This window comes from Subtercola lobariae (assembly GCF_014640255.1).
Lineage (GTDB): Bacteria > Actinomycetota > Actinomycetes > Actinomycetales > Microbacteriaceae > Subtercola > Subtercola lobariae.
On sequence record NZ_BMGP01000007.1, the window covers coordinates 1 to 14288 of the forward strand.

Genomic DNA, 14288 nt, shown 5'->3' on the forward strand with positions numbered 1-14288 from the left:
TCGACAGTGTTTCGGCGGCCATAGCGAGAGGGAAACGCCCGGCAACATTCCGAACCCGGAAGCTAAGACTCTCAGCGCCGATGGTACTGCAAGGGAGACCCTGTGGGAGAGTAGGACACCGCCGGACTCAATTTAGAAGAAGCCCAGCCCCTTCGGGAGCTGGGCTTCTTCGCTTTAACGCCGTGTATGGTGTGCCAATGAGCGCACCGATAAAGGCCCCATTCTGGGCAGTGATCAGCGGGCTCGTGATCGTCTCTGCTGCAGTACTTCTGCTCGCGTATCGTGTCGCTCCGGTACCCGAACACATCCACGTGCACCTGAGCATCTCCGTGGATGGCGTACAGCTGGTGGTGCCAGCCAATACGGGTATCGACCCTGTGACCAACGTGGCGATGCCGCTGCACACGCACGATACGACGGGAATCGTGCACGTCGAATCGCCCGTGACGCGCACATTCACGCTCGGCGAATTCTTCCAAGACTCGTGGCACGAGCCACTCGACACCACTCATGTGGGCGCGTTCACTGTTTCGCCGACCGAGACTCTGACGGTGTTCGTGAACCAGGAGCCCGTGACAGGTGACCCGGCAGACATCGTCTTGACGAACAAACTCGATATCGATCTCGTGTTCAGTCCGCTCGGCACTCCGGCTGTTGCGAGTGCTCCGTTCGACTGGCCGCCGCAGTACTAGCTTCGCTACCGCGGTGACCGTGGCGTCAGACGAGGCCGGTGTACGATTCCCATGCCTCGGGTGCCGCGGACAGCTCATCACGAATGACGGTGGCTTCGATGAGGCCGTAGGGCCGATCATCCGCGTTGAAGACCTCGTTGTTGTTCTCGACACCGAAGGGCTGCAAGTTGTACACGAAGTGGTGCTTATTCGGTGCTGAGAAACGAATTTCGGCGATGAAGTCGTACGCCTCGAGCACCGCCTTGCCCATTTCGTAGAGCGTCTGTTGCAGCGCAAGAGAGTGCAGCGTGGCGAAGGTCTCGATGATGATCTTCTTGATGCCGAGATAGGTGGGCTCCCAGTCGACGTTGGTCGTCGTGAACCGCCACTGGGCCACGAGCGATGTGGCCATGACGCGGTCGGTCGTGGGCTCGAGGAGGGTGTATTCGTCTTCGTAGAAGCCGGTGAACTCAGACCCGGTCGACTTCAAGATGATCAGGTCTTTGAAGCCGCCGACGACGATGTTCGTGCGGTCGTCACCGCTACCCGTGACCGTAATCGCGGCGGTTCGCGTCTCTTGGCCCTTACGAACCCAGGTGTGGTCGTGCTCTTCGCCGTTGACGAGCACTCGCTGCCACTCGAATTCTTCGACCTCGATGCGTGCGCTCTTCACGTACTCGACGCTGTCGACGAAGTGCGCGCCCAGGTCGAGTGCGTACGTCTCTATCGACGTCAGCCCCTTCTCTTTGGAGAACGAATAGGCCGTCTGCTTCTGGGTGTCGGTCGGCAAGATTTTCGACTGATCACCTGTCAGGTAAGCATCAGCGAAGTCGCCGCGCAGAGCGCTCGACACGTTGATGTCTCGAATCTCGTGGCGTTCCGTGTCGCGGTAGATGCGTACGACGCGATTTTCGGCTTTTCCGTACCGGTTGGCGCCTAGAACTATTGCCACGAGGTTTCTCCTGTCAGTGAGGGTTGTGCTATGCGGGTGAGAAGTGTGCCGGTCAGCTCGGCATCGACTGGCTGATCGATCGAGAAGATGGGTGTGCCGCGTAGCCAGGTGGTGTGCACGACTCCGTGCAAATGTGAGCCTTCGAACGCGGTGAGTTTGTTTTTGTGCTGCAGGTGTTCAGCTATCACGGTGAACGTTTCTTCGGGGGCGAAAGCTACGAAGTCTGCGTCTGAGCCGACCGTGAGGGAGCCCTTTGCCGTGAGGTTGGCGAGGCGTGACGTTGCCACGGACATCCACTCGAGAACCGACTCGAGACCGATACCACAGGCCTGAGCCGCCGACCAGACGGCGGGCAGGCTGACCTGAAGGCCTGAGATTCCGCCCCAGGCGAGACCGAAGTCGCCGCCGTGGCCGAGCTTCAGCTCGCGGGTGCTGGGGGAGTGGTCAGAGGCAATGAGGTCGATGTCGCCCGCCACGAGGGCCTGCCACAGCAGCTCGCGGTTGGCTTCGTCTCGAATGGGTGGGCAGCACTTGTACTGGGTGGCGCCATCGGGAATGCCTTCGGCCGCGAAGCTGAGGTAGTGCGGGCAGGTCTCGACGGTGAGACGCAGGCCTTCGGCTTTGGCGGCGCGGATGGCCGGCAGCGCTCCAGCCGAAGACAGGTGCAGAATGTGCGCGCGAGCGCCGGTCGCGCGGAGGCCCTCGATGATGTGGTCGATAGCGGTCTTCTCGGCCGCCTCGGGGCGACTGGCCACGAAGTCTTCGTAACCTACCCCGCCGGCGTTCTCGTGTGCGGCGAGAACCCCGGGGTCTTCGGCGTGCACGATGAGCAATCCGTCGAAGGTGGCGATCTCGGCCAGGGCTTGGTGCAGTTGCTCGGTGCTGAGGTGAGGGAACTCGTCGACTCCAGAGGGGGAGAGAAAGGCTTTGAAGCCGAAGACGCCTGCGTCGTGCAGGGGCTCGAGATGCCCGAGGCTCGAGGGAATTGCTCCGCCCCAGAAACCCACGTCGACGGTGGCCTGACGGGCCGCGGCCGCACGCTTGAGGTCGAGCGCCTCGGGGGTGGTGGTGGGCGGAATGCTGTTCAGCGGCATGTCGATGATGGTGGTGACGCCGCCCGCCGCGGCCGCTTTGGTGGCGCTGGCGAAACCCTCCCAGTCGGTGCGGCCGGGCTCGTTGACGTGAACGTGCGAGTCGACGATTCCCGGGATCAGAACCTGGGAATCCGGTAACGTCTCGTCGCGCAGAGCCTCGAAGCGAGCATCCACTTCACCGATGGCGACGATGGTGCCGCCAGAAACGGCGAGGGCCGCCGGGCGGAAGGCGCCGTCGACACAGGCCCTGGTTGCGCGAACGACCACGTCGTAGGGTTCAGACAATCGTTCCTCCGTGCGTGTGGTCTGCGGTGCTGTGAAGCAGTGTCAGCCTAACTTTTTCGCTGGCGGCAGACGGGTGGTTTGTGAAACGTCGTCGACATCTGGCGGCGTTACTGTGAGGCATACGCTCGGCGCCGGCAAGGAGAGACTCGCGATGAAAGCCCTGATCGACGTTGAGTTCTCGTGCCCCAAGCTGATGGAGTTCGGCCCGTGCGGCGGCGTGGAGTTCGACGGATCGTGCGAGGTGTCGGAGCACCGCTGTGTGTTCGTGGATGCCGCGACGGTGCACTGGCGCGGTGACCTGGGTGGAAGCGCCGGGGCTCCGCATGTCGATACCGTCGCCCGTGCGGGAGGCGACGAGGTGGTGGTTGAGCTGAGCGCGTTGCGTACGACGATGGCTGCGCGACAGATTGTTGTCGGCGACTTTCCGGCGCGGGCGCTCGACGTGGCTTCGGCCGAAGAATGCGCGGGCATTATGGCGGGGTCGGTCGATGCCGGGCTTTCGGGCGACTCTGGCGCGCACCGGGTTCAGTTCTCGCCCACCTACCGAGCGCAGCTGATCGAAGGTGCCGGATTGGCCGCGTTCATCGGCATCAACTGCCGCGACCGCAATCGGGTGGCCATCGAAGGCGAGCTCGCGGGCCTGGCTGCGGTGGGCGTGGCGGGGGTGCACTGTGTCACGGGCGATCACACCCTGACGGGTTCGAGACCGGATGCTCGGCCGGTGTTCGACCTCGACTCCACCCGAGTCGCGGCTCTCGCAGCTGCCGCAGGTCACCTCGTTTCGGTGGGGGAGGCGCCCGCCACGCCGCCGACCGCGCGTCGAGCAGCCCGGCTCGTCGAGAAGCAGAAGGCCGGGGCGAGCGTCGCGTTCGTGAATCACTCGGGCGGCGCTCGGCCCGTGGAGCGCTTCATCGCCGAGGTACGCGAGCTCGAAAGCGCCGAGGGGCTGGGCGAGCTGGGTTTTATCGCGTGCGTTCCGCTGGTGGTCGACAGGGGAAGCGCCGAACTGCTCGCGACGTTCACGACGCTGGTGCTGCCGGAGGGGTACCTCGAACGCATACTGGGCGCCCGCGATGTGTACGCCGAGGGCGTCGCTGCCGCGATCGAACTCAGCGACGAGCTGCTCGCGCTCGACGGCGTGGTGGGCGTGAACCTGTCGGGTGGGCCCGAAGACGGGCGCGAGGCGCATTTCGCCGAAGCGCTCGCGCGGGTGGCGAGAGGTGTCGCGCGCCGAGCGCTCACCACGACGTAGATCAGCAGGGCGAGCGGAGCGGGCGGTATGGCGCGTGAGCATCGGGTGCGCCAGGTAGCGGCTGTGTGGCGACGGGAGCGAGTGAGACATGGGCGAACGCTGCCTCAGCCGGGGAGTACCGTGGTGAGCCACGATCCGTCGGGGGTCAGGGTGTATTCGGTGCGCTGGCTCGCTGCGTCGGGGCGGCCGTGCCAGAAAGTGACGCGGCGCGGGCGCAGGAGGGCACCGGCCCAGGTGGGCGGGGGCGTCAGCGTGCCGAAGGGATGCTCGGCCTCGAACTCGGCCCAGATGCGCTGCCGCTCGGGCAGAGCGAGAGCGGTGTAGGCGTCATCGTTCAGCCATGCCAGAACCTGCAGATAGTACGAACGGCGCTGGTACACGGCCGCGGCCTCGACCGCTGATGCCGCTTCGACATCGGCGACCACAGAGAGTTGGCGGCCAAGCTGCGGCCACGCGATGCTGAACGAAGCTCGGGGCGAAGAGGTGAGCTCTTCGATTTTGCGTGAACGGGCATCCGTGTGAAAGAAGAAGCCCTCGTCGGTGAATTCGCTCAGCAGTACGTGCCGTGTGTCGGGGTAGCCCTCTGGTGTGAGCGTGGCGAGCGCGATGAGCGGTCGAACGAGTTCGTCGTTCGAAGGCAGCCACTGGCGGAGTTCGTCGAGAAATGGTGCCCCGCGCATCAGGTGACCTTGCCGGCGCCTGCCACGGGAACGGCGCCCGCAGAGGGCAGCTTGCCCGGGTTCAGCAGGCCCTCGGGGTCGGTGTCGACGGCGAGGCGGCGGGTGCGCTCCACCTCGTGGTCGACTTCCCAGTGGTGCGGGTTGTGCGAGCCGACTCCGAGCGCGGCGAGGGCATCGAACCCGGCGTACACCTGGTCGCGATTCTCGTAGATGCCCGCGAGCATGCCGATGGGGCGGCCGTGCTGGGCCTCGATGTGCAGCATTCCGCCGTTGTAGACCGCGTGCACCTCGTCGATGCGCTCCACCAGGGCGTCGCCGGCGACCTCGACGTGAAAGTACTTGCCCGGGTCGCTCTTCTGCAACCACTCGATGGGGTGGTTGTACGACAGCATGCTGATCTTCATCGATGCCGCGGGGCCCTCCCGAACATCCTCAATGCGCCCGCCGGCGGCGAAGATGAGCGCGCTGGCTGCCTCGACGGCCTCGGCGTCGATGATGGCCCGCAGGCTGGCGCGATCTTTCGGAATGGCGGGGTCGTCGGGCAGGGCATTGGCGAGCACGGGCAGGTCGGCAGAGACGAGTCTTGGGGTGGGCTCGAGCTCACCGATCTCGCGGATGACGCTCAGTGCGGCCTCGAAGGTGTCGAAGCTGGCGTAGAGGCCGCGCCAATTCTGCAGCGGTTCGAGGGCGAGGGTGGCTCTGGCGATGATGCCGAGGGTGCCGTAGGTGTGTACGTAGGGCGCAGCGGCGTCGCCTTCGACGTGGATGAGCCGGGCATCCGGAACCGCGTGCACGACGTCGAGCGCAAGGGCGAACCCGGTGTGATTCGAGCCGTGCTTGATGGAGCCGGTGCCGCCTGATCCGCCGGAGAGAAAGCCGCCGATGGTGGATTGCGCGGTTGACGGGTACATCAGAATCTGCTGGCTGGCTGCGTTCGCCGCCTGTTCGATCATGACCATGGGGGTACCGGCCTCGACGGTGATGAAGCCGTCGCCCACCTCGATCACGCCGCGCGCCTTCGACATGTCGAGCACCAGGCCGCCCTGCATCGGGATGCCCTGGCCGTAGTTGCCCGTACCCTTACCCCGCGGGGTGATGGGCACGTGATGACGAACGGCTGCGCCAACCGTGGCCGCGATCTGTTCGGCGGTAGTGGGGAAGGCGACGAGATCGGCCAGCCCGAGCGGAAACTGCTCGGCGAGAATGGGCGAGAGGTAGGCGCCGTCGAGCGAGGCTTTCTCGCGGGCACGCAGCTCGGTAGTGACAGCTTTGTCGCCGAGTAACTCGCGGAGTTCGTGCTGCAGGCCGTCGATGTCGGGCGTCTGGTCGGTCATGCTCTGTTCCTTTTATCTGTGGTGACGCTGGAGTGATGAGAGTGCGTGAGCGAAGTCAGCTCGCGCTGAATCCGATGCGTTTGGGCGCGGGGGCGGGCGTGAAGACGGCGATTTCGGCGAAGGCGGCCGCTGCCTGCGCCACATTCGCCTCGAAGTGCTCTTTGCCGTACTCGGCGGTCGCGGTCGTCGGGTCGCCGACGACTCCGCCGGGCGCGAAGTCGTTACTGACCCAGCCGAAGCTGACCGGCTTGCCGAACCCCACCAGGTTATAGTCGAGCAGATGCTCGGGCACGCTGCGCACCGCGAGGCTCATGTCGACGAGCTCGGGGCGCAAATGCAGCACCACGCTGGTTTCGACATGACCGCCGTGAATGCCCAGACCGAACTCGTTCTCGCCCGACTTCGCCCCTCCGTTGGCGGGCATCATTCCGCCGATCAAGAAGGTCTGCAGGCCGAAGCGGCGCCGCAGTTCTCGGCAGGCGACCTGTAGCAGCGCGACGTTGCCGCCGTGGCCGTTGTAGAACACGAGCTTCGTGCACGGCGTCTGTGCGATCGACTCGCCGATCTCGACAATGGTCTGCATGAGCGTTTCCCAGCTCAGCCAGACCGTGCCGGGGGCCCAGTGGTGTTCGTCTGACTTCGTGTATGCGAGGCCGGGCAGCAGCCAGGCGTTGACGCCGTTTTCGGCCGCCAATTCGACGGCTGCCTTCGCCGACGCCTCGGCGACCAAGAAGTCGGTCGATAACGGGAGGTGCGGGCCGTGGTGCTCGATGGCGCCGGTGGGCAGCACGACGATCGAGTCGGTGCGCAGGGCCTCTACGGCGGCGGTGCTCGAGAGTTCGACGAGATTGCGGGGCATGGTGTGCGTCTTTCGTTGGTGGTGCAGGTCGTCAGTCGGGTGCCGAGAGTCAGTGCATGATCATTCCGCCGGTGACGTTGAACGCCTGCCCGGTGAGGTAGTCGGCGTCGGCCGAGGAGAGAAACGCGGCTACGCCGGCCACGTCGTCGGGCTGGGCGAGCCGGCCGAGTGGTGAATAACTGCTCCACTCGGCGATGTCTTCTGCGGTGCGAGTATCTGCTCCCATCTCAGTGAGAACATAGCCCGGGCAGATGCAGTTCGCCGTGATGGCTTCGCAGCCGAGTTCAAGCGCGGTGACCCGGGTGAGTGCGATGACGGCGGCTTTCGATGCGGCGTAGTGAGCCTGACCCGCTCCGCCGGTTTTACCGCCCATGCTCGCCATGTTGATGATCTTGCCGGGTTGCTTGGCCGCGATCATCCACTTCGCCGCCACCTGGGTAGTGACCAGCATCGAACGCGTGTTGATGGTGAACATCTCATCCCACTCCGTCACCGAGATGTCGAGCAGGGGCGAGAATCGCAGGATGCCCGCATTGTTGATGAGCACATCGACACCGCCGAGGTCTGCAATGGCCTGCCCGAGCACCTCGCGGGTTTCGACTTCGTCTGTGAGGTTCACCCGGTAGAACCGGCCGCCGATGGCTTCGGCGGTGGCTCGCCCTGGCTCTTCGAGCAGGTCGAGAATCGCGACATCCGCGCCCTCTGTCGCAGCTCGTGCTGCGATCGAAGCGCCGATGCCACGGGCTCCGCCGGTGACGATGATGCGCCTAGACGTGAGGCGTTTCGTCGTCACCGGCAGAGTCGTGGTCATGATCGTGCGTCTACTACTTCATGCCGATTGACGTGTCGATGAACTGGTTGGTGGCTATGTCTGCCGGTGTCAGCCCGGCCTTCACCGCCTTACCATTCGCCGCGTAAAGCGGGGTGTCGATGTCGATGATCTTCTGAACGCGAGCCGTGTCCATGTCTCCGATGGTGGAGTTGTCACCGTTGCCGGCAAGCCCCTGGTCGGCCATGGTCTTGTCTGAGTAGTCGGCCATGCCCTGCGAGTAGACCCAGCCGGTGTTGAACTGGGTGACCAGGTTCAAAATCAGCGAGTTGACGGGCTCGGGGTTGGCGAAATAGTCGACCTCGGCCTGCTGCAGCACGGGAACCAGCTTGGTGAGGCAGCCAGAGAGGCTGGTCAGGTCGCCCGAACGAACCGAGACGGCCGAGGCGTAGACCGGGTAGCCGGCGTCGTTCAGCGTCTGGTAGTTCACGGCCTTGCCCCAAGCCGGCACCTCGTACTGGTACTGGTACGGCTCGGCGCTTGCGAAGCCCTGCTGGCCCGAGGCGCCCTGGTCGGCGACGAAGCTGGCGGGGGTGCCGTCATAGCTGCCGTCGACCTGGCTCTTGCTGAGGATGCCCGAGCTGGTCAGGTAATCCATGTAGGCCGAGCCGCCGAAGTAGCGGATGACTTTGCCCGGCTGCAGCTGCTTGCCGAGGTCGGCGATGGTCTTGACGTTCGGGTAGGTCGCCGGGTCCCACATGATCATGAGGGGCGTCTTGTCGAGCGGCGCGAAGACGGCCGTCGTGGGCTGGTCGGCCGAGAGCTGAACGGCTTCGTCGGTGGTGACGTAGCCGAGGGTGATGCTGTTGTCGGCGTACATCTGGCTGGTTACCGTCTGAAAACCGATGGCAGGGCCGCCCGAGCGGATCTCGACGTTGACGCCGGTGGGGGCGCCGTTTGCGTACAGCGGGCCGGAAACCGACTTCTTATTGGCGTCGATGACTGGGTTCGGGCCGAGCAGCTGGTATAGGTGGCCGTGCTCGGCTTCGGGGTTCCAGTCGGTTTGGATGACGACGGTGGCCGGGCAGCCTGCGGCGGCGAGGTCGACACCGCCGGCTGCTGCTGACGCGGCTGGGGTGCTGGTGGTTGAGCCGGAGCTACAGGCAGCGAGGGCCAACATGCTGATGACGGCGAGGCCGCTGGCGAAAGCGACCCTTTTTGTGCGTTTGTGCATTACTTCTCCTTCGGGATGGGTGCAGGTGCGGAGCTGTTGGTGGAGGTGATGCGGGTGGTGCTTGTGGTGCTGTTTCGGGTGGTGCTGTGGAACATCCATGGGGCTGGCTGGGCTGGGCTGGGCTGTGCCAGCGGGCGGTGGCGAGGCGGCGGCCTAGGTGAAGTCGTACCACTTACCGACGGCGCGTCGACCGAGCAGGCCGAAGAGCCAGAACACGACCACGCCGAAGAGGGCTGCCGTGATGATCGTGGCGAAGAGCTGTTCGCCTTGCAGACGAGAGCTGTAGTTCGAGATCAGAATGCCGAGGCCCGGCGTGCCGCGGCGAAAGAACTGGTCGCCGACGATGGCGCCGACCACGGCGAGACCCGCCGAGATGCGCATACCTGCGAAGATGGCCGGCAGAGCCGCAGGAAGCGACAGCTTCAGCAGGGTGGTCGAGCGGCTCGCACCTTGCAGTGCGAAGAGTTCTTTATGGCCCTTGTCGACCGACTGCAAGCCGAACAGAGTGTTGTTGACCATCGGGAACAGCGCGATCATCACACAGACCAGTACCCGCGACTGAAATTCATAGCCGAACCAGAAGCCGATCAGTGGCACGAGAGCCAGAATCGGGATGCACTGCAGAATCACCGCGTAAGGAAACAGTGAGCGTTCGATCCATTTCGCCTGCGACATGGCGATCGCCCACACCACACCCAGCACGATGGCGATGGCCAGCCCGAGCATCGAAACGATGACGGTTTGGTACAGCGCCACGATCAAAGCGTTGAACGACAGCGGGTCGATGAACCCCTTGATGATGATGTCTTGGGGCAGCGGCAGCAAGAACCGCAGGTGCGGGTCGAGCACAAAGAGGCTGATGAGATACCAGACGCCCACGATGACGAGAAAGACCAGCAGCGGCGGCAGCCAGCGGCCGAGGTTACTCTTCTTCGCGCGCGGCTTCGATACGGTGAGCGTTGCGGGCAGCTCGGGCGTGGGGTGCGCCTCGACGTTGCCTGTGTCGTCGGTCACGGTCGTTTCGTTCGAGATAGTGGTCATGAGTGGCCGTGTCCCTTCCGAAGGGCGTGCGAGACTTCGCCGACGAGAGCGGCGTACTCAGGGGTGAAGCGAATGTCGGGATCGCGCGGCTGGGCGAACGGTACGTCGAAGGTCTCGACGATCTTCCCCGGCCGGCCCGACATGACGACGACCTTGGTCGACATGTACACGGCTTCTGACACCGAGTGCGTGATGAACAGCCCTGCGAAGTTCTTCGCGTTGAACAGTTTGATCAGTTCGTCGTTCAGGCGCTCGCGGGTGATTTCGTCGAGAGCACCGAACGGCTCGTCGAACAAGAACAACTCGGGGTCGAGGGTGAGTGAGCGGGCGAGCGAGGCGCGCATCTTCATACCGCCCGACAGCGCCTTCGGCAGGTGCTTCTCGAAACCGTTCAAACCCACCAGGTCAATGGCCTCTTTCGCCTTGACCGAGCGGTCTTTCTTGCTCTCGCCGTGCAGTTCGGCCAGCAGCTCGACGTTCGCGGTGACGTTTCGCCACGGCAGCAGGGTCGCGTCTTGAAAGACGTAACCGATGCGGTCAGTGCCGAGCTCGGCCGAGCCCTGCGATGCGGTTTCGAGCCCCGACGCGATGCGCAGCAGTGTGCTCTTGCCGCAGCCCGACGGGCCGACGACGGTGACGAATTCGCCGCGTTTCACGACCAGATCGACGCCCTGCAGCGCGATCGTGCCGTCGGGAAAGGTCATCTCGACGTTCGAGAAATCGAGTAGCACCTCGTTTGCCGGTGCCTGGGTGGCCGATGGTGCCGGTGCTGTGACAGTCATAACAGCGTTACCTCGTTTCGACGAGAGACGGGTGGTGCAGAAGGGAGGGCTCGGCGACGTCATACGACACCGAGCTCTGGGCAACGAGGTTGCCGGCGTGAATCACGTAGCGGTCTGCCGAAGCGTTCGCGATGACATCTGAGAGCGACGAGCCCCGAACGGCGAGCAGCTCGGCAGCGGCTCCGACCTTCACGCCGGCCTCGGGCAGCGCCAGCACTTCGCGGGCGCCATCGCTCACGGCGGTGTAGGCCTCATCGAGCGTCAGGTGCCCTGCGGTCACGAGCAACGATGCGGTTTCGAGGGCGTCACTTCGGCCAACGGGGTTGAACGGGTCTCTGACGTTGTCTGCTCCGGCAGCGAAGCGGATGTTCGCATCGAGCAGCGCTCGGATCGCGGTCAACCCGCGAGGAGTGGCCACCGGATGCTCCCACCCCTGCAGGTACAGGTTGGTGATGGGAAGGCTGATGATGCCCACGTCTGAGCGCTTCACCTCGATGAGAACCTCGCTGAGCTCGGCTGCCTCGAGCGTGCCGAGCCGCACGCAGTGACCGGCGCTGCGGTTGCGGTCGGCAGGCCAATCGCGCACCGAGAGCGAGAGCTCGCCGAGAGTCAGCGGGCCGCCGAGGCCTTCGTCGGTGTGAATGTCGACGCCCACGCCTTTACGCTCGGCGATACGCAACAGGCGCTGCAGGTCGGCGCTGGGGTCGGGCGCGAGGTGCGGGGCTCCGCCCACGAGATCGACGCCGAGGTCGATGGCCGCCTCGATATCGGCGTCGGGAGAGTCGGAGTTCGCCAGAGCGACGAGTTCGATGTCGATGAGGCCCCGCAGGGCATCCCGAACCTCGACGAGAGCCTTCACGCCACGAAGCGGTTCGTCGCCCAGAAGCACATCGACATGGCTGCGGATGGCGGTGGTGCCCTGCCGCAGCATCAGGAGCGCCGCTGCGTGGGCGCGTTCGGCGATGCTCTCGGTGGTCATGGCCTGGGCGTATTCGCGCCAAGCGACGATGGCCGAGACGAGGTCGCCCATGGGCGGGTTGATCGCATCCCACGAGAGGGCTTTGTCGAGGTGGGCGTGCGGTTCGGCTGGAGCGGTGAGCAGTACGAAGCCGGTGAGATCGAGGGTACCGTCGGTGAGTGCCGGTGCTGGGGTGGCGTGGGTGGCCGAGGTGGTGAGGGCGCCCGGGATGCCCGTGGTGACGGTCGTGGCAGAGGCGGCAGTGGTGGGGGAGACGGCAGTGGTGGCAGAGGCCGCAGTGCTGGGGGAGACGGCCGTGACGATGCCGTTCTCGATGGTGACGTCGCAGGTCGAACCGTCGGGCAGGGTGGCATTCGTCAGGTGATGGAGGGCGACGGGCAAACGGCTCACGTGCTCGCCTCCTGAGATTGGTGAATAGTGATCGGTGGGGAATCGTCTCGACGCTGGGAGATCGTGCTGAAATGTTGATGTGTTCAACATGTGAAAATCTACGTTCGGTGCGTTTCGGGCGTGTAACGCGAACATTTCACTGTGTTAACCCTCAGCGACCTGGATTGCAGAATCGGTGGCAAGTGCGATTACTGTCTGTCGTGAGGCACTGGCCGAGCGAGCGTTGAAAGGAGGCCGAGATGTCAGCAACAACCGAGGCGCTCGACCCGCAGACGCGCCAGCTGGGCGCCGCGATACGAGCCATGAGGCTCTCGAAGTCATTGACGCTCGTCGAATTAGCGCGGTTGGCGAACCTCTCGCACCCGTTTCTCTCGCAGCTCGAACGTGGGCACGCCAGGCCGAGCATGTCGTCGCTCGAACGCATCGCCCGGGCGCTCGAGACAAGCCAGCTCGATCTGCTCGCCGAAGGTGCCGGGGGCGGCCAGTCCGGCGCAGCTGAGGGGCTAGCGCACGCGGCAACGTCGACCGAGGCACGTGTTGCCACCAAGGTGCTCGCCGCCGAGGGCACTCGAGGGCCGTACGCCGAGGGCGAGGGCCGCCTGCTGGTGGATGCTCGGGCGAAGTTTCAGCCGATGGAATTTCGTGGGGCGAACGGGTCATTCGGCGACTTCTACCGGCACGCCGAAGACGAATTCGTGACGGTCATCGAAGGTGACATCGTGGTTGATCTCGAGGTGGGCGGGTTGCACTCTCTCGCTGCTGGTGACTCGTTGTATTTCATCGGCGGCACGCCTCATCGGTGGCGTTCTTTCGACGGGTCGCCCTACCGCATGCTGATCGTGAAGCAGCGTTTCTTCGCGGGCGAGAACGGTGAGCCGCCCCATGTCACCCTGTGGAGCAGGGCCGCGACCGAGGCGAGTTTTGCGCCGATACCGTCTTTCGAGGCGAGCGCCGAAGCACCGAAGAAATGAGTGAGTTGTGAGCGTGCATCCGCTGCCCGAGTTCGACGTGGTCGTCAGAGAGGTGACAGCTGTCGCGAGCGACATCGTGGTGTTGACGCTCGTGCGGCCGGGCGGCGAGGAGTTGCCCGAGTGGATGCCCGGGGCACACCTCGATCTGGTGCTCGAGCCGGGGCTCGAGCGGCAGTATTCGCTGTGCTCTGACCCCGGAGATCGCTCGATGTGGCAGGTCGCGGTGTTGCGTGAGCCGGGTGGGCGCGGTGGTTCGGAGTTCGTGCACTCCCGCGTGGCGGTGGGGTCTGAGCTGATTGCGCGCGGGCCACTGAACCACTTCGCGTTCGATGCGGCTGAGAGTTATCTGTTTGTGGCGGGGGGAATCGGCATCACTCCGTTGCTGCCGATGATCGCTGCCGCCGATGCGGCCGGGGCTCAGTGGTCGCTCGCCTACGCGGGCAGATCGGCTGGGTCGATGGCCTTCGCGGCCGAGCTGAAGGCGGCTCACGGCGACCGGGTGACGGTGTATTCGAGCGAGGCCGGTGAGCGGCTGGCGCTCGACGGTTTGTTCGGGTCGGTCGCCGAGGGCACGCTGGTCTACTGTTGTGGGCCGGCCCGGCTGCTTGATGCCGCACTGGCGCTCGCCGATGAACTCCCTTCCGGCGTGGGGGCGTTGCGACTCGAGCGGTTCGAGGCCAAGGCGGCAGGTGAGCCTGTGTTCGCTGACTCGTTCGAGGTCGAACTCGAGCTGAGCGGAATGACACTGACCGTTCCGCCCGAGCGAAGCATTCTCGAGGTGGTCGAAGAGGCCGGTGTGCTCGTGCTCTCGTCGTGCCGCGAGGGAACCTGCGGCACCTGCGAGACGCCCGTCGTTTCGGGCGACGTCGACCACCGCGACTCGGTGCTGACCCCCGAGGAGCAGGCCGACAACGAGGTGATGATGATCTGCGTCTCGCGGGCGGCGTGCCCGCGCTTGGTGTTAGAGCTGTAGCGGTGTTTATTGGTGCGCCGCC

At 64.8% G+C, this 14288-nt stretch carries 14 protein-coding genes and 1 rRNA gene; 5 read left to right on the forward strand and 10 right to left on the reverse strand.

Features of this window, described 5'->3' with window-relative positions; translation table 11 throughout:
* The first annotated feature begins 10 nt into the window (after positions 1-10).
* Both rrf and IEX24_RS17030 read left to right on the forward strand, forming a co-directional pair.
* Positions 11-127, forward strand: a 5S ribosomal RNA gene (rrf, locus tag IEX24_RS17025).
* Positions 128-197: 70 nt separating this feature from the next.
* Positions 198-692, forward strand: a complete 495-nt coding sequence (locus IEX24_RS17030) for a hypothetical protein (RefSeq protein ID WP_188680467.1) — start codon at positions 198-200, stop codon at positions 690-692.
* Positions 693-717: 25 nt separating this feature from the next.
* Here the strand turns inward: IEX24_RS17030 and pucL are convergent, their stop codons facing one another.
* Together pucL and allB are read right to left on the reverse strand one after the other, a co-directional pair.
* Entirely contained in the window at positions 718-1623 is a 906-nt protein-coding gene (gene pucL, locus IEX24_RS17035) for a factor-independent urate hydroxylase (protein ID WP_188680469.1), read from the reverse strand.
* Positions 1614-3002, reverse strand: coding sequence for an allantoinase AllB (allB, locus tag IEX24_RS17040; RefSeq protein ID WP_188680471.1), 1389 nt, complete (start codon positions 3000-3002; stop codon positions 1614-1616). Before allB ends, pucL begins: the two co-directional genes overlap by 10 nt.
* 112 nt (positions 3003-3114) lie before the next feature.
* Between allB and IEX24_RS17045 the strand changes: the two genes are divergently transcribed.
* Positions 3115-4254 carry a methylenetetrahydrofolate reductase C-terminal domain-containing protein gene (locus IEX24_RS17045; protein ID WP_464831053.1) on the forward strand — a complete coding sequence of 380 codons (1140 nt, stop codon included), beginning with the start codon at positions 3115-3117 and terminating at the stop codon, positions 4252-4254.
* A gap of 104 nt (positions 4255-4358) precedes the next feature.
* Here IEX24_RS17045 and IEX24_RS17050 read toward each other — a convergent pair whose 3' ends face one another.
* The 8 genes from IEX24_RS17050 to IEX24_RS17085 all read right to left on the reverse strand — a co-directional run bounded on the left by IEX24_RS17050 (position 4359) and on the right by IEX24_RS17085 (position 12322).
* Positions 4359-4934 carry a pyridoxamine 5'-phosphate oxidase family protein gene (locus tag IEX24_RS17050; RefSeq protein ID WP_188680475.1) on the reverse strand — a complete coding sequence of 192 codons (576 nt, stop codon included), beginning with the start codon at positions 4932-4934 and terminating at the stop codon, positions 4359-4361.
* Positions 4934-6268, reverse strand: coding sequence for an FAD-binding oxidoreductase (locus IEX24_RS17055; RefSeq protein ID WP_188680478.1), 1335 nt, complete (start codon positions 6266-6268; stop codon positions 4934-4936). Before IEX24_RS17055 ends, IEX24_RS17050 begins: the two co-directional genes overlap by 1 nt.
* Before the next feature lie 55 nt (positions 6269-6323).
* Positions 6324-7127 (reverse strand): creatininase family protein, encoded by an 804-nt coding sequence (locus tag IEX24_RS17060; RefSeq protein WP_188680480.1) that lies wholly within the window; start codon positions 7125-7127, stop codon positions 6324-6326.
* A 49-nt stretch (positions 7128-7176) separates the two neighbouring features.
* On the reverse strand, positions 7177-7938 hold the full coding sequence (locus tag IEX24_RS17065; protein ID WP_203586055.1) for an SDR family NAD(P)-dependent oxidoreductase: 762 nt from the start codon (positions 7936-7938) through the stop codon (positions 7177-7179).
* Positions 7939-7951: 13 nt separating this feature from the next.
* Positions 7952-9130, reverse strand: coding sequence for a substrate-binding domain-containing protein (locus IEX24_RS17070; protein ID WP_188680482.1), 1179 nt, complete (start codon positions 9128-9130; stop codon positions 7952-7954).
* Positions 9131-9283: 153 nt separating this feature from the next.
* Complete coding sequence (locus IEX24_RS17075) at positions 9284-10171, reverse strand: ABC transporter permease (protein ID WP_188680484.1); 888 nt, start codon at positions 10169-10171, stop codon at positions 9284-9286.
* Complete coding sequence (locus IEX24_RS17080; RefSeq protein ID WP_188680486.1) at positions 10168-10953, reverse strand: ABC transporter ATP-binding protein; 786 nt, start codon at positions 10951-10953, stop codon at positions 10168-10170. Before IEX24_RS17080 ends, IEX24_RS17075 begins: the two co-directional genes overlap by 4 nt.
* Positions 10954-10960: 7 nt before the next feature.
* A complete protein-coding gene (locus IEX24_RS17085; protein WP_203586056.1) occupies positions 10961-12322 on the reverse strand; it encodes an amidohydrolase family protein in 1362 nt (453 codons plus the stop codon).
* A gap of 239 nt (positions 12323-12561) precedes the next feature.
* Here IEX24_RS17085 and IEX24_RS17090 point away from each other — a divergent pair, with 239 nt between their 5' ends.
* Positions 12562-13293, forward strand: coding sequence for a helix-turn-helix domain-containing protein (locus IEX24_RS17090; RefSeq protein ID WP_188680496.1), 732 nt, complete (start codon positions 12562-12564; stop codon positions 13291-13293).
* A gap of 7 nt (positions 13294-13300) precedes the next feature.
* Positions 13301-14266, forward strand: a complete 966-nt coding sequence (locus tag IEX24_RS17095; RefSeq protein ID WP_188680498.1) for a PDR/VanB family oxidoreductase — start codon at positions 13301-13303, stop codon at positions 14264-14266.
* The last annotated feature ends 22 nt before the right edge of the window (positions 14267-14288 follow it).